Below are 21,251 nucleotides of genomic sequence, written 5' to 3' on the forward strand. Positions count from 1 at the left end.
TGCCGGCTCGATCATGCGCATCCTCATCATGTCCCGCCCCGTTGTGCCTTCCTGAACTGTTCCGGCGTGACGCCCACGCAGCGCTTGAAGAACTTCAGGAAATTGGTGGGTTCGGAAAAGCCCAGTTGTTCGCTGACCGAGGCGGCGGTGGCATCGGTGTGCACGAGCAGGCGCTGCGCTTCCAGTGCGATGCGGCGGTCCACCACCTGCTTGGCGGAAAGGCCCAGCCATGCGTGACAGCAGCGGTTGAGGGTGCTGGGCGAGGTGCGCAGTTGCCGGGCCAGGGTGGCCACGGCGGGGCGGGTGCAGACCAGACGATCCAGTTCCCGCGCCATCTGCCGGCACAGCAGTTCCTGTTCCGATGACGACGGCGTGGCCTGCTGCGCACCGCGGGCCAGCACCAGCAGCAGACTGTGCTGCAGCGCGCGGACGGTTGCGCTCGACAGTTCATCCAGCTCCGGCAAGGCCTGCTCGCTGCGCAGCAATTCGCACAGCATGCGCCAGCGGTCGGATTCGCGTTGGGTCAGCGTGAAGCAGGCGGGCCAGTCCGCCAGTCGCAGCAGGTGTGCCAGCGCATGGGTGGGGGAGGTCCGGCCGGGCTGGATCAGTTGCGGCTGGATGAGCAGCACGTCGCCCTCCAGGCTGGCCGACGGTAGCCATTGATGCACCGCGCCCGGTGCGACGACGACAACCGTGCCGGGTGCCAGCCCGACGCGCTTGAAATCCACCACGTGCTCGCCGCGCCCGGCGGAAATCACCAGCACCAGGCAGAGGGCCAGCCGTTCCGGCGCTCCGTGAGCGGGTGCCGAATCCCCGGCCAACAGGTCCGACAGGCGCAGCAGTTCCACACCCACGGATGACAGGCGCGGGTTTTCGAAGCGGATTTCGCGCAGGTGTTTCGGCGATGGCATGGAGAGGCCGGGCGAAAAAGCACGTGCCAGGGGATGCGCGATTTTAACCATCAATTGCCCGAACCCGACCTAGGTAAAGGGCGATGCGCTTGGCAAAGTCGAGGCCTCGATCCACTCGTCAGGCCGCATTCATGAAACACACCGCCCGCCACCACCGCGCCGCGCTCATGTCGGCGTTCGTCATGGCGCTGTCCGGCCATGTCAGCGTTGTTGCTGCAGCCGGCAATGCCGCATCTCCCGCCCACTCCACCCAGAAAGCGAAGGTTGCTCACATGACTTCCGAATCCAAGACCCGGGTCGCGTCCCTGCTCAAAGCCATCGAAACCGGTGAAACCGCACCGGTGAGCGCGATCAACCCGAACAAATACATCCAGCACAATCTCGCGGTCGCCGATGGCCTGTCCGGCTTTGGCGCCGTGCTGCAGGCGCTTCCCAAGGGCTCGGCGCGCGTCAATACCGTGCGCATCTTCCAGGACGGCGATTTCGTGTTTGCCCATACGGAATACGACTTCTTCGGGCCCAGGATCGGGTTTGACATCTTCCGTTTCGAGGACGGCAGGATCGTCGAGCACTGGGACAATCTCCAGCCGACGCCAGCCGCTCCGAATCCGAGCGGCCGCACGATGACCGACGGTCCCACCACGCCCGGCGACCTCGACCGCACCGACGAGAACAAGGCGCTGGTAAAGGCCTTCGTCGACGACATCCTTGTTGGAGGGAAGATGGACAGGCTGGCCGGCTACTTCGACGGTGACCACTACCGCCAGCACAACCCGCACATCGCCGACGGTCTGTCCGGGCTCGGCGCTGCACTGCAGGCCATGGCCAAGGCCAATGTGACGATGAAGTACACCCGGGTGCACAAGGTGCTGGGCGAAGGCAACTTCGTGCTGGTGGTGAGCGAAGGGGAGTTCGCCGGCCAGCCGACCTCGTTCTACGATCTGTTCCGGGTCGAAGCGGGCAAGATCGCCGAGCACTGGGACACCATGGAAACCATTCCGCCGCAGTCCGAGTGGCGCAACGCCAACGGCAAGTTCGGCTTCTGAACCGGCAGACCCGTGGATTGGCGATGTCCCGGCAGGCGTGTGCCGCGCACCCACGGCGCGGCGCCTCCGCGCGCCGCCGGTTCTATGGCAGCGTGCGCGGGGCCGGGGTGGTGATCGCCGTGCCGGCACCGAGCGCGCGGTCCAGCTTGTCCTCCACTTCGCCGATCGCCGCGGCGAGCGAATTGGAGGATTCGTTCGACATGCGCTGGAACTCGCTGCGCAGGTCGGCGAATTCCCTGTGCATGGCCGCACTCAATTCAGTGAAGCGCGATGCTTCGGCCTGGTCGGCGAGCAGCCGCTGTTCGCGCAGTTCCTTCGCGTGACGGCGCGCCTCGAGCAGCGTGGAGGTGTGCAGGCTCAGCGTGTAGGCCAGCAGCAGGAGCAGCAGCAGGGCGGTGCCGCCCAGCAGGATGATGCCGGCGGGCGCCTGTATCGTGGCGACCAGCAGCGATACCTCGACCGGTGCCGACAGCACGCCCCAGTTCGCGATGATGAAGGCCGCAAGCAGGCCGAGGACCAGTACGCCCAGTGCGCCGAGCAGTTTCATGCGCGTCTCCTCTTCGTGTGATGCGCGGATTCTGCCGCGTCGCGTGCGCGGGCGCCATCGGCCGCGTCCTACGTGGCGGCGGGCAGCGGTCTGACCACCGGTGCTTCGCGTATCGGCAGGTTCACCAGCGCCGCAGCGGCGGCGAGTGCGGCGTCGGCCCACCACATCCAGTCATAGCTTCCGCTGCGCGCCAGCGCGATGCCGCCCAGCCAGGCGCCGAAGAAGCCGCCGATCTGGTGCGACAGCAGCGTGAGGCCGAACAACGTGGCGAGGTAGCGGGTACCGAACAGCTTGCCGACCACGCCGGCGGTGGGCGGCACCGTGGCCAGCCAGGTCAGGCCGAGACCGACCGCGAACAGGTAGAAGGTCCATTCGGTGCGCGGCGATGCCAGGTAGATGAGCACCAGCACGGCGCGCGAGGCGTACATCCAGAACAGGATCATCTTGCTGCGCCAGCGGCCGACCGCCCAGCCGGTGAGGAGACTGCCGGCGATGTTGGACAGCCCGATCAGCCCGAGCGACCAGCTCGCGACCGCCGGTGGCAGTCCGCACAGACCGACCTCGCCCGGCAGATGGGTCACCAGGAAGGCGATGTGGAAGCCGCAGGTGAAGAAGCCGGCATGCAGCAGCAGATAGCTGCGGTCGCGCAGCGCGCCCGACACGGCGCGACCGAGTCCGCCGTCGCCGCTCGCGTGCGTGTCGTGCACCGGTTCGCGCGCGCGCAGCGAGCGCGCCAGGGGCAGCGCTGCGAGCGAGGACGCCGCCAGGGCCAGCATGGCGCCGGCCCAGCCCACCGCGCTGATCAGTGCCTGCGCGACCGGTGCGAACACGAACTGGCCGAGCGAACCGCCGGCATTGATGAGACCGGCCGCCTGTCCGCGCTGCGCGCTGTCCAGCTTGCGCGATACCGCGCCGATGAGCACCGAGAAACTGCCAGCGCCGGAGCCGGCGGACATCAGGACGCCCAGGGTGACCGTCATCGCGAAGCTGCTGCCGGCCAGCGGCGTCAGCGCGCAGCCCAGCGCCAGCACGACCAGCCCTGCAGCGAGTACGCGTCCCGGCCCGTAGCGGTCCGCCACCGCGCCGGCCACGGGCTGTATAGCGCCCCACATGAACTGGCCGACCGCCAGCGCGAAACTGAGCGATACGATGCCCAGGCCGGTGCTGCTGTTGATCGGTGACAGGAACAATCCGGTCGATTGCCGCACGCCCATGGTGACCATCAGGAGCAGGGCGGCGCAGAGCGTGGCGGCGAGGGCGGATGGCATGGCGGAGGGATGTCGGTGCGAGCAACACGCCGCACGGTACAAGGAAAGTCGCGATTGCGCGAACCCGACTGTGCGGTGCAGTTCGCGAAGTCCGGGCCGCCGGCTTCGTTCGAAGCTGCATCGCGGGCAAGCCCGCTCCCACCAAACCCCGGTTCCGATGGCGGGCTGAGCGAGTTCTTGTGGGAGCGGCCTCTGGCGGCGATAGTGCTGATGCAGGCCGCGGGCTTCGTTCGGAGCTGCATCGCGGGCAAGCCCCCTCCCACCAAACCCCGGTTCCGATGGCGGGCTGAGCGAGTTCTTGTGGGAGCGGCCTCTGGCCGCGATAGTGCTGATGCTGGCCGCCGGCTTCGTTCGGAGCTGCATCGCGGGCAAGCTCCCTCCCACCAACCCCCGGCTCCGATGGCGGTCTGAGCGAGTTCTTGTGGGAGCGGCCTCTGGCCGCGATAGTGCTGATGCAGGCCGCCGGCTCCGTTCGAGGCCGCAATCGCGGGCAAGCCTGCTCCCACCAACCCCCGGCTCCGATGGCGATCTGAGCGAGTTCTTGTGGGAGCGGCCTCTGGCCGCGATAGTGCTGATGCAGGCCGCCGGCTTCGTTCCAGGCTGCATCGCGGGCAAGCCCGCTCCCACCAACCCCCGGCTCCGATGGCGGTCTGAGCGAGTTTTTATGGGAGCGGCCTCTGGCCGCGACAGTGCTGATGCAGGCCGCCGGCTCCGTTCGAGGCCGCAATCGCGGGCAAGCCCGCTCCCACCAAACCCCGGTTCCGATGGCGATCTGAGCGAGTTCTTGTGGGAGCGGCCTCTGGCCGCGATAGTGCTGATGCAGGCCGCGGGCTTTGTTCGAAGCTGCATCGCGGGCAAGCCCCCTCCCACCAAACCCCGGTTCCGATGGCGGGCTGAGCGAGTTCTTGTGGGAGCGGCCTCTGGCCGCGATAGTGCTGATGCAGGCCGCCGGCTCCGTTCGAGGCCGCAATCGCGGGCAAGCCCGCTCCCACCAAACCCCGGTTCCGATGGCGGGCTGAGCGAGTTCTTGTGGGAGCGGCCTCTGGCCGCGATAGTGCTGATGCTGGCCGCCGGCTTCGTTCCAGGCTGCATCGCGGGCAAGCCCCCTCCCACCAACCCCCTGCTCCGATGGCGGTCTGAGCGAGTTTTTATGGGAGCGGCCTCTGGCCGCGACAGTGCTGATGCAGGCCGCCGGCTCCGTTCGAGGCCGCAATCGCGGGCAAGCCCGCTCCCACCAAACCCCGGTTCCGATGGCGATCTGAGCGAGTTCTTGTGGGAGATTCTATGTGTTCCGGCGCAAGCGTTTTCGTGTTGTTTCGGGACATAGTCGGCGGCGTTCTTCATCACAGAGAAGGCAACGCGAGCGAGTTTTCTTGCCAGCGCAACCAGCGCCTGGGTGCGGCTGAATCCGCGCTGGAGCATGCGCTGGTAGAAACGGCTGCCAGGTCGTGGATCTGCTGGCCGCCATGGCGCGGCGTTGTAGAGCAGGCGGCGCATCTCCGAGTCCCCCTTCTTGCTCAGCGCACGGCGTCCGGTTCTCTTGCCCGAATCGCGCACGCTGACGTCCATGCCAAGGAAGGCGATGAAGGCGTCCGCACCGCTGAAGGCAGCGCGATGGAACACCGCGCACAGGCCGGCGGCGGTGAGCGCGCCAACGCCTTCGATCTTCAGGATGCGCCGGTACGGTTCAGTCCATCCGCTCTCGTTGATCAGCGAGGCGATGCGCTGTTCGAACCGTTTGATCAAGGCGGTGAGCCGCGCGAGAGCCACACGCACTTCGCGAGCAAAGCCGGGCAGATCTTCCATGCTCTGACGGATGCGACCCAGGCTGCGTACCACGGTTGCGCGACGACGCAGCAGGCTGCGCAGTTCGGTGACCGCGGGCGCCGGGAGCGAGAACGGGCGCAGATCCCGTGCCCTCGTGCGCGAGGTAGCGGGCGATCAGGCGTGCGTCGTGCCGATCCGTCTTGGCGCGCTGGGCCCACGGTGTCGCGGGTACCTGGACAGCTTGAAGCCGTCGATCAGAAACACCTGATGTCCGGCCTTGATGAGCAACTTGACGAGCGTGCAGTGATAGCTGCCGGTCGATTCGCAGAGGCGATGCGCTGGGGCACCTCTGGGTAGCGTGGCGGCAACCAGCCGCGGATGGCCGCAGCGGTGTTGTCGACGCGCGGTTACCGCGCGGCGGGGTGCTCGGCGATGTCCAGCCAGTGCTTGGAGACGTCGATGCCAAAGCACACTACCTCGTTTCTGACTTGTCACGATGGGATCCCTCCCGACTAAGGGTTCAAAAGGCTTGTCGGGATTCACCACAGCACTGGCTTGCAGGGTATGGACGGTACCGCGGTCACGGTCCGATGGATTCCTGATCGGTGCTTGGGGTGAGGGCGGGACATCTCTCCCACTGTCTGTACGTGCTTGCCGTCAGATCCGGACTGGGTCCCTCCGCCCGACAAGCTATTCCTACGCTTGCCACGGCAGAACATACAAGCGGCCTCTGGCCGCGATAGTGGCTGATGCAGGCCGCCGGCTCCGTTCGAGGCCGCAATCGCGGGCAAGCCCGCTCCCACCAAATCCCACTCCGTTCCCGGTTCGGGCGAGCTGTTGTGGGAGCGGCCTCTGGCCGCGATGCGGCCTTACTCGGGCTGCGTACCGGTGCCCAGATCGGCGCCGTCGTCGAATTTCGCGAGCCAGTCGATCGCGGTCTGGCGGTAGCGCACCAGGCCTTTGTATTCGGCCAGTTCGTTGGGCAGCGTGGTGAGCACGCGGTGCAGCCGCTTGGCCCAGCGCGGATGCGTGGCCAGATCGTTCAGGCTGGCCAGATAGCCGCGGATCGAGAACAGCATGCCGTTGCTGCGCGGCAGCCGGAACAGCCCCTGCAGTTCCACCCGCAGATGCACCTTGTCGCCGACATTGTCCGGCGTCACCGTGGTGCGGTCCGGGCCCCATTCCGGATAGGTTTCCGGCGAGGTGTCGAGTCGCGGGTTGATGGTCATGGTCCAGTTCAGACGGCGCACCGGACGGCCCTGCTGCAGCATGAGCAGATACTTCAGCGCGCGTTCGAAAATGCCCATGTCGTGTGCCAGCGGCACCGGGCCGTGCCATTCCTTGAAGCTCATGCCGACATCGAACATGAGCGACCAGTCCGCCTGCGAGGTGATCATGCCGGAGTCGGCCCACAGATCGTTGTCGCGCTGGTCCATGATGACGAAGTCACCCTGGCACTGGCGAGTGATGTACTCGAAGGGCGGGCAGGGCAGCGTGGCCACGTCGCCGAAGGTGAAGGTCTGTTCCAGGCCGAGCGGGCGGTTGATCCAGGACCAGCGCGCGCCGTCCCGGTGCAACTGGAACAGGTCCGGATAGTCGCGCGCCAGCGATTCCATGATCAGTTCCAGCGTGTCCCATTCGGCGTCGATCATGTGCGGCAGCGACATGCAGCGGCCAGGATCGCGTTCCAGCGTAATGGCGCGGTCGCGCATTTCGGCGACGTAGTGCTCGTCGATGTCGAAGGCATTCTCGAACACCGATCCCGCCGGGCCCTTGGTGTGCGGCTCGATGTTGACCGAGTACATGTACTGGTCCTGCGGGAAGGGGAAGGGAAAGCGGCGGATGGCGACCGGCGAGTTGCGGTAGCTGTAGTCGCCGCGGAAGGTTTCGTCCGGCTTGAACGCGATGCTCATGTTGCGTGCTCCTCAGAGGTTCAGGGTCAGGCATCCGCCCTTCAGGCGCGATACGCAGGTCATGATCTTCCTGCCGGAGGCGCGTTCGGCCGCGCTCAGGTACAGGTCGTGATGCAGCAGTTCGCCACTGGCTTCCAGCACCTCCAGTTCGCATTGGCCGCAGGCGCCGCCGCGACAGAGATAGGGCGCGTCCACGCCCTGCTGTTCGATCGCTTCCAGCAGCGACAGCTCGCTCGGCACCGTGAATTGCTTGTCCGATTTCGCCAGCTTCACGTCGAATGCTTCGCCCCCGGCCGGGGCGAGGAACTGTTCGCTGTGGAGATGGCTTTCCGGCCAGCCCAGCGTGTGCCCCGCTTCCATGCTGGCAGCCACCATGCCGGCCGGGCCGCAGATGTAGAAGTGGGTGCCGAGCGGCCGGCCGGACAGCAGCGATCGGAACTCGATCTGTTCGCGCCGCGACTGCACGTAGTGATGCACCCGGCCCGGCGCCAGCGCTTCCAGCTCGTCGGAAAACACGCCGAATTCCGGCCCGCGATAGGCGTAATGCACTTCGAAGTCGGCGCCGATGCGGGCCAGTTCGCGCGCCTGCGAAAGGATGGGCGTCACGCCTATGCCGCCCGCCACCAGGATGTGGCGACGGCCGGTGCGCACCAGCGGGAAAAGATTCATCGGTGGCGCGATGTCCAGCTTCATGCCCTCGCGCGCCTGCTCGTGCAGCCAGCGCGAGCCGCCGCGCGAATCCTCCTGCTTGCGCACGGCAATGCGCCAGGTGTGGCGTTCGTTCGGGTCGCCGAGCAGCGAATAGGCATTGCGGTGCGGGCGCGCACCGAGCGGCAGCGACAGCACGATGTGGCTGCCGCCGGAATAGACGGGGAAGCTGCCCTCGCCGGCGGGCGACAGACTGAATTCGCGTATGCCTGGGGCGAGGTCGCGAATGCGCGTGATCTCGACTTGCATGGATGCGCTCATGGGTAGATCACCTCGGCGGCGGGGACGTCGCCCGGGACTTCCGCATCGATCTGGAAGCCCATGTAGGCGCCGAGGCGGCGCGAGAAGTGGTCGCGCACGAACAAGGTGCGGTCGCAGCCGCTGCACGCCACCAGATTGGTGTGCACGCCGCGCGTGATGGTGCGGCAATGCACGCAGAACACCGGCCGCGCCTTGCTGCCGATCTGTGCATGACGGACCTCGTCGCGGCCGACCCCGTAGCCGTCGGCCATCTGCGAGGCCTGCCAGATCGCATCCTCGGGGCCGGCGAGGTAGATGCGCGTGCCCATCTGCGCCACGTACAGCGCGTCATTGAGCAGCTTCAGGCCATCGCCCAGTGAAGGCGCCGCAAGATGCAGCGCCTGCGGCGGCAGGTCCTTGTTCCATGCGGTTTCGCCGGCAGCAGGATCGGCGACATGGATGACGGTCAGCGTGCCCGCGGGCGGACTGGCGTACAGACGCCGCGCGAGCGCGGCGTCCTCGGCTGCGACGAACAGGATGTGATGGGTGCCGGTGCGGTCCCATTCAAGTTCCGGATAGACCGGCTGACTTTTGGTGGCGGGCGTGGACATGCGACTTCTCGTGCGATGTGAAACCGGTTGCGCCGCGCGCGAGGCGCGGCGCGCGATGGATCAGCGCTGCTTTTCCGGATGCGTGCGCTGGCGCAGCGGATCGTAGAAAGGCGTCGGCACCACCAGCGCCGCCAGCTTGCCGGCCTTGCCGGCAATGGTGAGGCGGGTGCCGATGTTCGAATGCGACGGCTTCAGATGCACCATGGCCAGCGACTGCATCAGCAGGCGGCTGTAGGAGGCCGAGGTGACCACGCCGACTTCCGTCTCGCCGTCGTAGATCTTCGCGCCGGCTTCGACCGCTTCGTGATGGGTCACGATCATGCCGGCCTGCTTGACGCGCTCGCGGCCCTTCAGGGCGAGCACGGCGGCCTTGCCGATGTAGTCGCCCTTCTTGTCGAGGTCGACCGCCCAGTCCATGTTCACTTCCCACGGCGTGGTGTCGCCTTCCGGCATTTCGAACGGGAAGAACAGCAGCGCGCCCTCGACGCGGGTGAGGTCGAGCGCGGTCCACGAGCAGGGGATGACGCCCTTGGGCTTGCCGGCTTCCAGGATGGTGTCCCACAGGAACACCGCGTCGGCCGACGCGCAGTAAACCTCGTAGCCGCGCTCGCCGGAATAGCCGCCGCGGCCGATCACCACCTTCTTGCCGAACAGCGTGGTGTCGACATGGCTGAAATAGGGTAGCGCCGCCAGATCGGCCGGCGTGTGCGGGGCCAGCACCTCGAGCGACAGCGGACCCTGCAGCGACAGGATGTGCACATCGAGGTCGGCTTCGACCTTCACGTTCCTGCCGGCAGCCAGTTCGGCCAGGGTCTTGGGCGTCGCGCCGCTGCCGTGGGAAATGCGGAATCTGTCGGCGGCATCGCGGATGATCATGATGTCATCGACCAGCGCGCCGGCCTCGTTCACCTCGCCGCCGAGGCGGGCGGTGCCCGGCTTGAGCCTGGTCACGTCTATGGTGACCAGGCGGTCGATCACCGCTTCGGCATCCGGGCCGGACACGTTCACGATGTTGAGCGCCGATACGTCATACAGCCCTGCACGCGTGCGCGTGGCGATCACCTCTTCGTGCGGGCAACTGTTGTAGCTCCACGGAATGGGCATGAAGTTCCACGTGTCGCCATCCAGCTTCGAGCCGAGCTGGCGGTGCCGCTCGTTCAGAATCGAATTCCTCTGCATTCCCGGTTCTCCTTGTCTGGGTTGTCGCCGCTCAGCGCGTGCGATCTGGAAGCGATTCTGTTGCCGGGGGCTGGGGCGGACAATTCTCAAGAGGGGTTACCCCCTAGGTGGTATGTGCGCACCGGCGCGTGCTGCGTACGCTGCGCGCACAACGAGCACGGGAGGCGAGCGATGGCGAAGGCGGGTGGAGGTCAAGGTGCGTGTCTGTGCGGTGCCGTGCGCTACCGTGTGCGGGGGGCGCTGAGCGCACCGGTGGCGTGTCATTGCAGCCAGTGCGCGCGCACCAGCGGCCACCATGCGGTGATGGCGAGCTGTGCCGACGCCGACCTCGAAATCATGGCCGGCGACACCCTGCGCTGGTACGCCTCGTCGGCCAGCGTGAAACGCGGCTTCTGCGCACACTGCGGCGGGAACCTGTTCTGGAAGGACGCCGGATCCGACGTCACCTACGTGACCGCTGGCACGCTGGACCGCCCGACCGGCCTGAAGCTGTCGGCCCACATCTTCGCCGGCTCGCGTGCCGACTACTACGACATCGACGACGACCTGCCGCGCAGCGACGCCTGGTAGGTGCGAGCGGTCACCGCGTCTGCGCAGGCGGCGCGGATTTCCATCGCGGGAATGAAAAAGGCGCGGAACGGCTTTCGCCATTCCGCGCCCTGCTGTCTGCGCACGGCGCTCAGGCGCGCACGCGCGTCTTCTCCGGATCGTAGTGCGAGAACCGGACCTGGGTGGCGCGGATGCGCTTCTGGTGGCCGTCCAGCTTGCCGATCTCCACCGTGCCGCCCAGCTCGACCGCCGACACGTCCAGCCGCGCCAGCGCGATGGTCTTGCCGAGGATGGGCGAGCGCGTGGTGCTGGTGATCTGGCCGATCTGCGCGCGACCGTTGAAGATCGGGTCGCCGTGCGCGACGAGTTCGCTGCCTTCGATGTCCAGGCCGACCATGACGCGTGCCGGATGCGCCTTGCGGCGTTCCAGCGCGGCCTTGCCGACGTAGTCGTCCTCCTTGTCGGCCGCCACCGCGAAACCGATGCCGGCCTCGAAGGGGTCGGTCTGGTCGCAGAAGTCGTACTCGGCGAACATGAGGCCGGCTTCGATGCGCAGCATGTCGAGCGCGGCCAGACCCATCGGCGCGATGCCGTGCGCCTCGCCGGCCCTGGCGATGGCGTCCCACACCTGCACGGCGTGTTTGGGGTGGCACCACACTTCGTAGCCCAGCTCACCGGTGTAGCCGGTGCGCGACACCAGCACCGGCAGGCCGTCGATCTTGCCCACCGTGAAGCGGAACCACTTCAGCTCGTCCATCGACGCGTTGCCGGGGGGCGTGACGACGATGTCGCGCAGGATGTCGCGCGATTTCGGACCTTGCACCGACAGGTTGTGCAACTGGTCGGTGGACGACTTCACCCACACGCGCAGATTGTGCTTGGCGGCCAGTTCGCGCAGCCACACGCCGCAATATTCGTCGCCGCACACCAGGCGGAAGTTGTTCTGGCACAGCCGGAACACGGTGCCGTCGTCGATCATGCCGCCGTGCTCATAGCACAAGGCGGTGTAGACGATCTGGCCGACCGCCAGCTTGCGGATGTTGCGCGTGGTGGCGAGCTGCAGCAGGCGTTCGGCGTCCGGGCCGGTGATTTCGAACTTGCGCAGTGCGGACAGATCGATCATCGCCGCGCGTTCGCGGCAGGCCCAGTATTCGTCTATCGGGCCATTGGACGAGAACGAGTCCTGCAGCCAGAAGCCGCGGTACTCGACCATGCGGCGCGTGAGTGCGGAGGTACGAGCGTGGAAGCCGGTTTCGCGCGTCAGTTTCGGGGCGGCATCGGGCGTCATGCGGTGTGCAATCCCTCTGGAGAAGTTGTTCGATCCGTCATAGACCCGCACATGGATGTCGGTCGGGTTCCAGCCGTTGGCCGGATCGATGTCATCGGTGCAGGAGGACGAGGCACAGACGAGGTCGGTCAGCGCGCGCAGCAGCACGTAGTCTCCGGCGCGCGACCAGGGTTCGTCCAGGCTGATGCTGTCGTCGTGATTGACGATGGTGTTGTAGAAGAAGTTGATCGCCGGCCAGCCGGCGCGGCGCGCGACGCCATGCGGCGCGAGCGCGTGGTTGAAGTTGTCGGTGCAGTTGTCGTGCCCCGGATAGCCCATGTCGTCGTAGTACTTCGCGCTGCACGCGAGCATGAAGGTGTCGTGACGGCCGACCGTGTCGCGGATCACCTCGACCAGCGCCACCTGGCGTTCGTCGTAGTACTTGTTCAGCAGCCCCGGGCCGGGGCAGGCGCTGCCCATGAGGGTGCGCGTGGTGGTCGGATCGAGATCGTATTCCTCGCCGCGCGCGAGTGCGGTCGCGTCGAAGGCGAGAAAGTCCGAACACTGGCGGCCGTCGACGTCGATCACCTGGATGTAGTCGCCCGCCTTGACGCGATAGGCGCGGGCGGTGCCGGCATCGATGCGCAGGTCGAGAACTGGCGGAGCGAGCGGCGGCGGGGCGATGCCGGCCACCGGCGCTGCGCACTCGATGTCGGCGATCAGTTCGGTGGGGGCGTTCTGGGCGTCGGGCTGCATGTCGCCACCCGGGGCAGCGAGTGCGCAGCGCATGCTGCCGGGCGCGAGGAAGGTATGGCGTGCGCCGGGCAGTCCGTCCGCGCCGAACAGCATGGCGCGCGCAAGCCGCCAGCCCGAGGGCGCGCCGGTCATCAGCGCCTGGGCGCACGGCGGCGCGTCATGGGTGGCGATCGCTTCGACAGCGACGCCCTGCAGCAGCGTGGCGGCGATGCCGGCCGGTCCGGCGACGTACAGCTCGCCGGTCTGCAGGCCTTCAGGATCGGTCAGCGTGACGCGGTCGCCCGCGTTCAGTGCGAACGACACATGGCCGCCGCCGGGCGCGACATGACGCAGCATGGAGGCGTGCGTGCGCGGGGCGATGGCGGGATTCAAGGTGGCTTCGGCTGTCGTGTTCATGTCGGCAAGCATGGGGGCCACGGCCTGTCCGGGAGGAGACCGGACAGGCCGGAGGGCCCGGGTGGGATTCGCATGAGCCGGGCGGTCGCGGCGGCACCCGTGGTGCGCAAGGGAGGCGCCGCGCCCCGGCGCGTCAGGCTTCGACCTTGGGCGGGTTCAGATAGGCCTCGAGAGAATCGTCGAGCGCCTCCAGCCAGGGCGTGTGATGCGGTGTGGCCATGGTGCCGGTCATGAGCGAGCGGTAGCATTTGTTGCGATAGCCCATGATGTCTTCGTACTTGTCGTGCTTCCATTCCAGGAAGGTACGGTTGACTTCGGGAATCGGGAAGCTCGGATAGTCGGTGGCGTCGATCAGGTGCTGGATGTACTTGCCCTGGAATTCAAACATCTGCTGCGCGTCTTCCAGCGTCAGTTCCTCTTCGCGCCACTTCATGTCCTCGGCGTGCATCTCTTCGTAAGACGGCACCGGCAGGCGGCCGAGCATCACGTCGCGCGCGTACCAGGCCTGCGCGTCGAACATGTTGAAGCTGTACCACTGGTCCTGCATGCCCAGGTAGAACAGGTTCGGGTTGTCTTCCCACATGATGCCCTTGTACAGATTGAGCGGCCACAGACGGTTGTCGGTCTTCAGGCGCAGCTCTTCCGGCAGGAAGGGGAAGAAGTGCTTGTAGCCGGTGCACAGGATGACGGCGTCGATATGCTTGCTGCTGCCGTCCGCGAAGTAGGCGGTGTTGCCATCGACGCGCTGCAGTTGCGGCTTTTCTTCCCAGTTGGCGGGCCACTTGTAGCCCATCGGGCTGGTGCGGTAGCAACTGGTGATCGAGCGGGCGCCGTACTTGTAGCACTGCGAGCCGATGTCCTCCGCCGAATAGCTGGCGCCGACGATGAGCACGTCCTTGCCCTTGAATTCGAGCGCGTCTCGGAAGTCGTGGGCGTGCAGCACGCGACCGCCGAAGGTTTCAAAGCCCGGGAAGTAGGGCACGTTCGGGGTCGAGAAGTGACCGCTCGCCACGACCACGTAATCGAACTCTTCCGAGTAGGTCACGTCCTGGTCGTAGTTGTGGACGGTGACGGTGAACTTCTTCGTGTCATCGTCGAAGCTGACGTTGCGGGCCGCGGTGTTGAAGCGGATGTACTTGCGCACGCCGGCCTTCTCGACGCGGCCCTTGATGTAGTCCCACAGCACTTCGCGCGGAGGGTAGGAACCCATCGGACGGCCGAAATGCTCGTCGAAGGTGTAGTCGGCGAACTCAAGACATTCCTTCGGGCCGTTCGACCACAGGTAGCGGTACATGCTGCCGTGCACCGGCTCGCCGTGCTCGTCCAGGCCGGTGCGCCAGGTGTAGTTCCACATGCCGCCCCAGTCCGACTGCTTTTCGTAGCAGACCAGTTCCGGAATGTCCGCACCCTTGGCTTCGGCGGACTGGAAGGCCCGGAGCTGTGCCAGACCGCTCGGGCCGGCACCGATGATGGCAACGCGCTTCTTCATGATCTGTATCCCTCTTGAATGTGTTCTGGATACGCCCCGGGGTGTCCGTGCACCGCCCGGTCGCGAACTGGACGCCGGATCCTTGCCGTGTCTCAGGTGCGGCGAATGATGCGAAGCGGATCGACCGGCCACAATTCTCAAGAGGGGTTACCTCTTTGGGGGTAAGGGCGGGTGAGTCGAGCGGCCAGGGAACAGGTGTGGCTGCGCCACACGAGGTCAGGGCGTGGCCTCTCCAGCCCCCAGCCCCTGCTTACCCCTTAAGAGGTAATCCCTTGTGAGAATTGTTCCGACGCGGTCGCCGTTTCAATAATCGCCCCGAACCTGCAGAGCGCACGTGATGCGTTCTGCGCGAACTGGAGGCGCAGCGATGGTGTTTCCACCCGGTCGCGTTTCATCCGCTGGCGGCATGCGCGGCGTCCCCTGTCGCTTTCACATCCATCCGCCCGACGGTCGCAACGAAGCGTCCGTCCGGCTGTTCCCGATTTCCCTTTTGCAGCATCCGGCGCCGCATCCCGCGCGAGCGTGAAGCGGCGTGCCTGACAGGCGGACGGGCATGGGCAGTTCGTCCGCTTTCAAGATTGCCCGATAACCGTGGACCACAGGAGAGCTTCGTGAACAATCGAATTACCCGCACCCCCCATCGCGGCGCCGGCTTCTGCGCGCTGCTGGCGACCCTGCTTGCACTGCCGCTGGCGGCCCAGGCCGAGGAGGCCGCGCCCGCCTACACGCTCACCACGAATATCGGTGTGTTCTCGCAGTACATCTTCCGCGGCATTTCCTATACCCAGGAAAAGCCGGCCGTTCAGGGCGGCATCGATTTCGCGCACAGCAGCGGCGCCTATCTCGGCATCTGGGGCACCAATGTGGACGACGCGGCGCTGCCCAACGCCGCGGGCGAGATCGACGTCTACGGCGGTTTCGCCAAGACGGTCGATGACTGGACTTTCGATGTCGGCTTCCTGCAGTTCATCTTTCCGGGCGGCGAGTACAACAGCTCCACTGCCACCGGTCTGACCGGCGGCCAGACGGAAACCCTGAACACGCTGGAACTGAATGCGGCCGTGACCTGGAAGTTCATCCAGCTCAAGTACTCCTACGCGGTAACCGACTACTTCGGCCTGAGCAAGAAGGCCTTCGGCGACGATTCGGATGGTTCGAACTATCTTGAAGCCAATGTGAACTACGAGTTCATGCCGACCTGGATCGTGAACCTGCATGTCGGTCACCAGAAGGTGAAGAACTACGAGGACTACAACTTCACCGACTGGAAGGTGGGCGTCACCAAGAATTTCGATGGTGGCTGGCAGGCGGCGGTTGCCTATATCGACACCAACGCGAAAGAGTCCCTCTACACCTATTGCAATGACAACGGACGCGACTGCAAGCACACCGGCGACAACAAGTGGCTGGCCTACGTGAAGCGTACGTTCTGATGATCCGGGGCCGCGGCGATGCGGCCCTTCGCGCGTTAAAGGGGATATGACATGAGCAGCAATGCGGATGTGATAGGCGCGGCGCCGATGCGGCCGTCGGCCCGCGCCGAAAATGCTTCACTGCACCGGAAGATAGACTGGACCGGTGCGTTCTGGGTGGCCAGCGGCGTGCCGGCGCTGGTGCTGTTCTCGATCGGCGCCATCGCCGCCACGGTGGGCAAGCCGTCATGGATGGTGTGGGCGATCTCGATCTGCTTCGGCTTCATCCAGGCCTTCACCTATGCCGAAATCGCCGGCCTGTTCCCGCACAAGTCGGGCGGAGCGTCGGTGTATGGGGCGGTGGCCTGGGTGCGTTACAGCAAGCTCATCGCGCCAGTCTCCGTCTGGTGCAACTGGTTCGCCTGGTCGCCCGTGCTGGCCATCGGCTCCGGCCTGGCCGCCGGCTACATACTGGGTGCGCTGTTCCCGGCCGATGCGGCGATCAACACCTGGCAGCTTACCCTGGTGGACCTCGGCTTCATCAAATCCGGACTCGAGCTGCGCATCAATGCCACCTTCCTGGTGGGCGTGGTCATCCTGCTCGCGGTGTTTGCCGTGCAGCACGGCGGCATCCTGCGCTCGGCGCGGACCACCATGGTACTGGGCGTCGTGGCGCTGATTCCGCTCATGCTCATCGCGCTGGTGCCGCTGCTCACTGGCGACATGCCGAGCAGCCACTTCTCGCCGATGGCGCCCATCGCCTACGACAAGGGGCTGGTGATCGACGGCGCGTGGGACATGGCGGGCATCACGCTGATGGCTGGCGGCCTGTTCATCGCCGCGTGGTCGACCTATGGCTTCGAGACCGCGGTCTGCTACACGCGCGAGTTCAAGGATCCGAAGAAGGACACCTTCAAGGCCATCTTCTACTCGGGCCTGCTGTGCATCGTCGTGTTCACGCTGGTGCCGCTCGCCTTCCAGGGCCATCTCGGCCTGGGCGAGGTGGTGACGCCGCCCGAGCTGGATGCCGAAGGCAATGTCGTCACGCCGGCGGTCTACAGCGGCATGCTGGCGCCCGATGTCTACAGCGGCATGGGGGTGGCCAATGTGATGTCGCACATGGTCGGTGGCGGCGAGGTGGTGGCCAATGTGCTGGTGGTGATGCTGGTGCTGGCGGTGCTGCTGTCCATCATGACGTCGATGGCCGGTTCGTCGCGCACGCTTTACCAGGCCTCGGTCGATGGCTGGCTGCCGCGCTACCTGTCGCACGTGAATGAGCACGGTGCGCCGACCCGCGCCATGTGGACCGACCTCGGCTTCAACCTGCTGCTGCTGCTGATGTCCGACTACGTGTTCGTGCTGGCCTGCTCCAACGTCGGCTACATCATGTTCAACTTCCTGAACCTGAATTCCGGCTGGATACACCGCATCGACCGGCCGACCTGGGAACGCCCGTTCAAGGCGCCCAAAGTCGTGCTCGCGCTCGGCGTCGTTCTCGGCTTCGTCAACCTCGCGCTGATGGGCCTGGGCGCGGACATCTATGGCGCCGGCACGCTGGTTGCGGGACTGGTGTTCGCATCGCTGATCATTCCGGTGTTCCTGTACCGGCACTATGTGCAGGACAAGGGCAAGTTCCCGGAGGCCATGATCGAGGACATGCATCTGAACGACCAGTTGCCGGAAGGCGGCCGTCGCGCGGGCATCCTGCCCTATGTCACGCTGGCCGCGGGTGTGGTGGTGGTGATCGTGGCGCACACGCTCGCGGTGTACTGAGCGCGGCCGCATCGGAAGCAGGAGAAGGCCGGCCCCCAGGGGGCCGGCCTTTTTTACTGCGCGGCGTGCGGGGAGTTCGAGTACGGCTGCATCAGTTCGCGTGCCACGTCCTCGATGCGGCGACGCTGAGAGCGCGCGCTCTTGCGCAGCATTTCGAATGCCGGCTGGCGATCTATGCGCATGCGTTCCATCAGGATGCCGACGGCGATGCTGATTTCGCGCCGCTCGTCGAGCGCGCGCTGCAGGTTCTTTCCCGTATTGCGCAGTTCGCGCAATTCGAGCGACCGGGCCAGCGCGGTGCGCACCGCGGCCAGCATCTGCGCGGTGTCTATCGGCTTCACCAGATAGGCGAGCGCGCCGTTCTGCACCGCGCCATGCACCAGCGCCGTGTCGCCGTAGGCGGTCAGGAACAGGAAGGGCATGCCCCGCTGCTTCAGTTCGGCCGCGAATTCCAGGCCGGACTGACCCGGGAGGCGTTCATCGAGAATGACCAGATCGATGGTCTGATGGTCGATGATGGGCCAGGCCTCCTCGGCGGAGCGCGCCAGTTCGATGGCGTAGCCATTGTCTTTCAGGCTGCCGGCAAGGGTGGCTGCAACCAGCCGGTCGTCGTCGACCCAGAGCAGGCGGATCGGCTCGGAAGGTGATGCGTTCATGGAAAATCCGTCAGGCTTTGAAAACAGGGGGACACAGCGCCAGTTCGGCGCACACCGTGCCCGCACTCTGCGCATAGCTCAGCATGGCATGGTCGGCCGGCAACAGAGCGGATACTAGATCCAGCCCCTGGCCAAAACCGCGGCGCGATGCGAAATCGAAACTCTCGGGAAGAAATCCCGGGTTGCGTATGCGTATCAGCGCGCCTCCGGCATGGTCGTGCATCACCAGTTCGATCGGCGGCTGTTCGCTGCTGCGATGCTTCACCGCATTCATCAACAGTTCGTTGATCACGATGGCCAGCGGTACCGTGTCGGCGTCCGAAAGCAGAAGCGGGGCGCTGCTGCGATCCAGCAGCGACAGACTGCCGCCCGTGTTGAAAAGGCCGTCGATGCTGCGGGCAATCATGCCGAGCATTTCGCCCAGGGGCACCGGAGCGCCGCCGCGGCTGCTCTGCAACTCGTGGATGACGGCGATCGAGCGCACCTGGCTGATGGCGGCGGTCAGCCCGCTTTCCAGCGCGGGATGCTGGCCAGCGCAGCGGCGCAGCAGGCCGATCACACCCTGCAGGCTGTTCTTCATCCGGTGGTGCGCTTCGCGCAACAGCGTTTCCTTCTGCCGCGCCATCAGCGCTTCCGCGCCGATTTCGGCCTGGCGGCGCGACGTAATGTCCTCCACCAGACCGGCTGCGCGGGCCTGTCCGCGGATCATGCAGGGCGACGACCGGCAGGCGACCCAGCGCAGTTCGCCGCCGGGTCCGCAGATGCGCATGTTCACGGTCGCCGTCTCGCCACGCGCCAGCGCCAGCAGGAAGGCTTCGTAGTGCGGCCGATCCAGCGGCGCGACACGCGCGGACCACTGGGCGAGGCGAAAGCCCTCGCCAGCCGGCAGCGCGCACAGCGCACGCAAGGCCGGACTGGCATGCAGGACCGCGCCGGACCCGGGTTCCGCGATCCAGAAAGCGAGATCGAGTGCCTGTGCGAGCAGATCGATGTCCGCGTCGAGCGACGGCAGTGCGGCCGGCGCAAGCGGCCGCTCGTCATGCATGGCCCAGAGGAGCGAAGGCCCCTCGACGGTCGGCAGCGGCCCGCAGCTCACGTCGACCAGAGCGTGCCGGCCGGAACCGCAGCGTATGTGCCATGCGCGCAGCGTACCTTTCCGTGTGCGCAGTGCCTGTTCCAGGCAGCCGGTCACCCGTGGCGCGTCCTCGGCTTCACACAGATCGCGGACCGACTGTCCGGCGAGCGATACGGCTTCCTGGCCGAACAGGCGGACGGCGGCGGCATTGGCTGCGCGCACGACGCCGTCGGGCGTCGTGTGCAGACAGGGAAAAGGCAGGTGTTCGAACAGCGACGGGATATCGCCAGCGGCCCGGTCGATGCGGATGGCATGGTGCGTCGACGCATGCGGTGCCCGACCGCGTCGCGCGACCGCAGTTGCTGAATACGAAGACGTCGGCGCATGCACCGCCGTGTGTTTCATGGCGCCCCCCAGGATCTGGCCACCTGCCGTTGTACGGTTTCGTAGCCGCGCAGGGGTCGGGTGCGGACGAATCATGCCCACCGCTCCATCAGGAAGGATGATGCGGTATCGAGAATCGATTCTATCCCAGGCGAAGCGGTGTTCGTGCGTGCCGATGCCCGCCTGCGCGTCACCCCGCTACAAGGGAAAGCGCGCGCATCGTCGGCAGTACGCCCTTCCGCAGCGCGCGGACGCTTGCATGACGCCGGTGGCTGGACGAGCGCGAATCATATTTCCACAATCGCCCGGATGGCGCCGATGTCCCGGCGCAGCCGCGACCGAATCAAAGGTCGTTCAGGCGCGATCAGCCAGTATCAGGCCCCACACCAGCGCGGCGTTGAGCAGGGCCACCAGCACGGCGGCCGAACCGATGTCCTTGGCGCGCTTCGCGAGGCGGTGGTTTTCCAGGGAAATGCGGTCCACGGTGGCTTCAATCGCCGAGTTGATCAGTTCCACCCCCAGCACCGCGACTACCGAGCAGACCATCAGCGCGCGTTCGAGGCCGTTGTTGCCGAGCCAGATGGCGAGCGGAATGAGCACCACGCTGGCCACCACCTCCTGCCGGAAGGCATCCTCGTGGCGGAACGCCGCGCCCAGACCTTCCGCCGAATAGCGCGTGGCGTTGATCAGCCGGCGCAGGCCGGTCTTGCCCTTGAACGGACTTTCTTCCATGGAACGCTAAGCGTGAGGGGAGGCGTCGGCAGTCGTGGTGCGGTGTCCCGATCAGCGGAGCGCGGCGAGGGCTGCGGCGTAGTCCGGTTCGTTCCTGATTTCCGGCACCAGTTCCGCGTGCAGCACCGTGTCGTCGGTGTCGAGCACCACGACCGCGCGGGCGGTCAGGCCGGCGAGCGGGCTGTCCAGTATTTCCACGCCATAGTTCGCCATGAACTCCCGGCCGCGCAGCGTAGACAGCGATTTCACGTTGTTCAGCCCTTCGGTTTCGCAGAAGCGCTTCATCGCGAATGGCAGATCGGCCGAAATGACCAGTACGACGGTGTTGTCCATATCGCCCGCCTGCTGGTTGAACTTGCGGGTGGAGGTCTGGCAGGTGGGCGTATCGAGGCTGGGCACGATGTTGAGCACCTTGCGCTTGCCGGCGAAATCGGCGAGCGACACGTCGGCCAGATCGGTGCCGACCAGGGTGAAGCCGGGCGCCTTGCTGCCGGGGGCGGGAAGATGTCCGGCGAGATGGACGGGATTGCCGGCAAGCGTGACGGTCTGGGCCATTGCAGTCTCCTCGATGG

The 21,251-nt window shown here is 66.2% G+C and carries 17 protein-coding genes and 1 pseudogene; 4 read left to right on the top strand and 14 right to left on the bottom strand.

All coding sequences use genetic code 11. From position 1 onward, the window contains the following. Positions 1–26 precede the first annotated feature (26 nt). Positions 27–911, bottom strand: coding sequence for an AraC family transcriptional regulator (locus A3Q7_RS20340; RefSeq protein ID WP_018413135.1), 885 nt, complete (start codon positions 909–911; stop codon positions 27–29). 131 nt (positions 912–1,042) lie between these two features. Here A3Q7_RS20340 and A3Q7_RS0117110 point away from each other — a divergent pair, with 131 nt between their 5' ends. Then, entirely contained in the window at positions 1,043–1,957 is a 915-nt protein-coding gene (locus tag A3Q7_RS0117110) for a nuclear transport factor 2 family protein (RefSeq protein ID WP_018413136.1), read from the top strand. Positions 1,958–2,039: 82 nt separating this feature from the next. Here A3Q7_RS0117110 and A3Q7_RS0117115 read toward each other — a convergent pair whose 3' ends face one another. The 7 genes and pseudogenes from A3Q7_RS0117115 to A3Q7_RS0117145 all read right to left on the bottom strand — a co-directional run bounded on the left by A3Q7_RS0117115 (position 2,040) and on the right by A3Q7_RS0117145 (position 10,190). Next, on the bottom strand, positions 2,040–2,504 hold the full coding sequence (locus A3Q7_RS0117115) for a hypothetical protein (protein ID WP_018413137.1): 465 nt from the start codon (positions 2,502–2,504) through the stop codon (positions 2,040–2,042). A gap of 68 nt (positions 2,505–2,572) precedes the next feature. Continuing rightward, positions 2,573–3,772 carry an MFS transporter gene (locus A3Q7_RS0117120; RefSeq protein WP_018413138.1) on the bottom strand — a complete coding sequence of 400 codons (1,200 nt, stop codon included), beginning with the start codon at positions 3,770–3,772 and terminating at the stop codon, positions 2,573–2,575. Between the two features lie 1,287 nt (positions 3,773–5,059). Beyond that, positions 5,060–6,012 (bottom strand): annotated as a pseudogene (locus A3Q7_RS21385) (IS110 family RNA-guided transposase); the annotation flags it as partial. Positions 6,013–6,408: 396 nt separating this feature from the next. After that, on the bottom strand, positions 6,409–7,452 hold the full coding sequence (locus tag A3Q7_RS0117130; RefSeq protein WP_018413140.1) for a heme-dependent oxidative N-demethylase family protein: 1,044 nt from the start codon (positions 7,450–7,452) through the stop codon (positions 6,409–6,411). A 12-nt stretch (positions 7,453–7,464) separates the two neighbouring features. After that, complete coding sequence (locus A3Q7_RS0117135; protein ID WP_040570710.1) at positions 7,465–8,421, bottom strand: PDR/VanB family oxidoreductase; 957 nt, start codon at positions 8,419–8,421, stop codon at positions 7,465–7,467. Then, entirely contained in the window at positions 8,418–9,011 is a 594-nt protein-coding gene (locus tag A3Q7_RS0117140; protein ID WP_018413142.1) for a dimethylamine monooxygenase subunit DmmA family protein, read from the bottom strand. The genes A3Q7_RS0117135 and A3Q7_RS0117140 overlap by 4 nt, the downstream gene beginning before the upstream one ends. 60 nt (positions 9,012–9,071) lie before the next feature. Further along, positions 9,072–10,190 (bottom strand): aminomethyltransferase family protein, encoded by a 1,119-nt coding sequence (locus A3Q7_RS0117145; RefSeq protein ID WP_018413143.1) that lies wholly within the window; start codon positions 10,188–10,190, stop codon positions 9,072–9,074. A gap of 171 nt (positions 10,191–10,361) precedes the next feature. On the opposite strand from A3Q7_RS0117145, the gene A3Q7_RS0117150 reads away from it, so the two are divergent. Continuing rightward, a complete protein-coding gene (locus A3Q7_RS0117150; RefSeq protein WP_026224971.1) occupies positions 10,362–10,760 on the top strand; it encodes a GFA family protein in 399 nt (132 codons plus the stop codon). 109 nt (positions 10,761–10,869) lie between these two features. Here A3Q7_RS0117150 and A3Q7_RS0117155 read toward each other — a convergent pair whose 3' ends face one another. Then, the gene (locus tag A3Q7_RS0117155; RefSeq protein WP_018413145.1) at positions 10,870–13,170 is read right to left on the bottom strand and encodes a DUF1989 domain-containing protein; all 2,301 of its coding nucleotides are present in this window, start codon (positions 13,168–13,170) and stop codon (positions 10,870–10,872) included. Between the two features lie 121 nt (positions 13,171–13,291). After that, a complete protein-coding gene (locus tag A3Q7_RS0117160; protein ID WP_018413146.1) occupies positions 13,292–14,647 on the bottom strand; it encodes a flavin-containing monooxygenase in 1,356 nt (451 codons plus the stop codon). A 611-nt stretch (positions 14,648–15,258) separates the two neighbouring features. Between A3Q7_RS0117160 and A3Q7_RS0117165 the strand changes: the two genes are divergently transcribed. Together A3Q7_RS0117165 and A3Q7_RS0117170 are read left to right on the top strand one after the other, a co-directional pair. Next, complete coding sequence (locus A3Q7_RS0117165; RefSeq protein WP_018413147.1) at positions 15,259–16,080, top strand: TorF family putative porin; 822 nt, start codon at positions 15,259–15,261, stop codon at positions 16,078–16,080. Positions 16,081–16,131: 51 nt separating this feature from the next. Next, entirely contained in the window at positions 16,132–17,832 is a 1,701-nt protein-coding gene (locus A3Q7_RS0117170; RefSeq protein ID WP_018413148.1) for an APC family permease, read from the top strand. Positions 17,833–17,885: 53 nt separating this feature from the next. Here A3Q7_RS0117170 and A3Q7_RS0117175 read toward each other — a convergent pair whose 3' ends face one another. The 4 genes from A3Q7_RS0117175 to tpx form a co-directional block, all read right to left on the bottom strand. Then, on the bottom strand, positions 17,886–18,488 hold the full coding sequence (locus tag A3Q7_RS0117175; RefSeq protein ID WP_018413149.1) for an ANTAR domain-containing response regulator: 603 nt from the start codon (positions 18,486–18,488) through the stop codon (positions 17,886–17,888). A 10-nt stretch (positions 18,489–18,498) separates the two neighbouring features. Next, positions 18,499–19,968: a PAS domain-containing sensor histidine kinase gene (locus tag A3Q7_RS20075; protein WP_018413150.1), complete on the bottom strand. Its 1,470-nt coding sequence runs from the start codon at positions 19,966–19,968 to the stop codon at positions 18,499–18,501. A gap of 333 nt (positions 19,969–20,301) precedes the next feature. Continuing rightward, complete coding sequence (locus tag A3Q7_RS0117185) at positions 20,302–20,679, bottom strand: diacylglycerol kinase (RefSeq protein ID WP_018413151.1); 378 nt, start codon at positions 20,677–20,679, stop codon at positions 20,302–20,304. A gap of 51 nt (positions 20,680–20,730) precedes the next feature. After that, positions 20,731–21,234 (bottom strand): thiol peroxidase, encoded by a 504-nt coding sequence (gene tpx, locus A3Q7_RS0117190; protein WP_018413152.1) that lies wholly within the window; start codon positions 21,232–21,234, stop codon positions 20,731–20,733. Between the last annotated feature and the right edge of the window lie 17 nt (positions 21,235–21,251).

The sequence above is a fragment of the Methyloversatilis thermotolerans genome, assembly GCF_000372885.1.
In the GTDB taxonomy this organism is placed as follows: domain Bacteria; phylum Pseudomonadota; class Gammaproteobacteria; order Burkholderiales; family Rhodocyclaceae; genus Methyloversatilis; species Methyloversatilis thermotolerans.

Coding starts and splice junctions, on each gene's coding strand:
- A3Q7_RS20340 (WP_018413135.1), bottom strand. CDS start 911: ATGCCATCGCCGAAACACCTGCGCGAAATCCGCTTCGAAAACCCGCGC.
- A3Q7_RS0117110 (WP_018413136.1), top strand. CDS start 1,043: ATGAAACACACCGCCCGCCACCACCGCGCCGCGCTCATGTCGGCGTTC.
- A3Q7_RS0117115 (WP_018413137.1), bottom strand. CDS start 2,504: ATGAAACTGCTCGGCGCACTGGGCGTACTGGTCCTCGGCCTGCTTGCG.
- A3Q7_RS0117120 (WP_018413138.1), bottom strand. CDS start 3,772: ATGCCATCCGCCCTCGCCGCCACGCTCTGCGCCGCCCTGCTCCTGATG.
- A3Q7_RS0117130 (WP_018413140.1), bottom strand. CDS start 7,452: ATGAGCATCGCGTTCAAGCCGGACGAAACCTTCCGCGGCGACTACAGC.
- A3Q7_RS0117135 (WP_040570710.1), bottom strand. CDS start 8,421: ATGAGCGCATCCATGCAAGTCGAGATCACGCGCATTCGCGACCTCGCC.
- A3Q7_RS0117140 (WP_018413142.1), bottom strand. CDS start 9,011: ATGTCCACGCCCGCCACCAAAAGTCAGCCGGTCTATCCGGAACTTGAA.
- A3Q7_RS0117145 (WP_018413143.1), bottom strand. CDS start 10,190: ATGCAGAGGAATTCGATTCTGAACGAGCGGCACCGCCAGCTCGGCTCG.
- A3Q7_RS0117150 (WP_026224971.1), top strand. CDS start 10,362: ATGGCGAAGGCGGGTGGAGGTCAAGGTGCGTGTCTGTGCGGTGCCGTG.
- A3Q7_RS0117155 (WP_018413145.1), bottom strand. CDS start 13,170: ATGCTTGCCGACATGAACACGACAGCCGAAGCCACCTTGAATCCCGCC.
- A3Q7_RS0117160 (WP_018413146.1), bottom strand. CDS start 14,647: ATGAAGAAGCGCGTTGCCATCATCGGTGCCGGCCCGAGCGGTCTGGCA.
- A3Q7_RS0117170 (WP_018413148.1), top strand. CDS start 16,132: ATGAGCAGCAATGCGGATGTGATAGGCGCGGCGCCGATGCGGCCGTCG.
- A3Q7_RS0117175 (WP_018413149.1), bottom strand. CDS start 18,488: ATGAACGCATCACCTTCCGAGCCGATCCGCCTGCTCTGGGTCGACGAC.
- A3Q7_RS20075 (WP_018413150.1), bottom strand. CDS start 19,968: ATGAAACACACGGCGGTGCATGCGCCGACGTCTTCGTATTCAGCAACT.
- A3Q7_RS0117185 (WP_018413151.1), bottom strand. CDS start 20,679: ATGGAAGAAAGTCCGTTCAAGGGCAAGACCGGCCTGCGCCGGCTGATC.
- tpx (WP_018413152.1), bottom strand. CDS start 21,234: ATGGCCCAGACCGTCACGCTTGCCGGCAATCCCGTCCATCTCGCCGGA.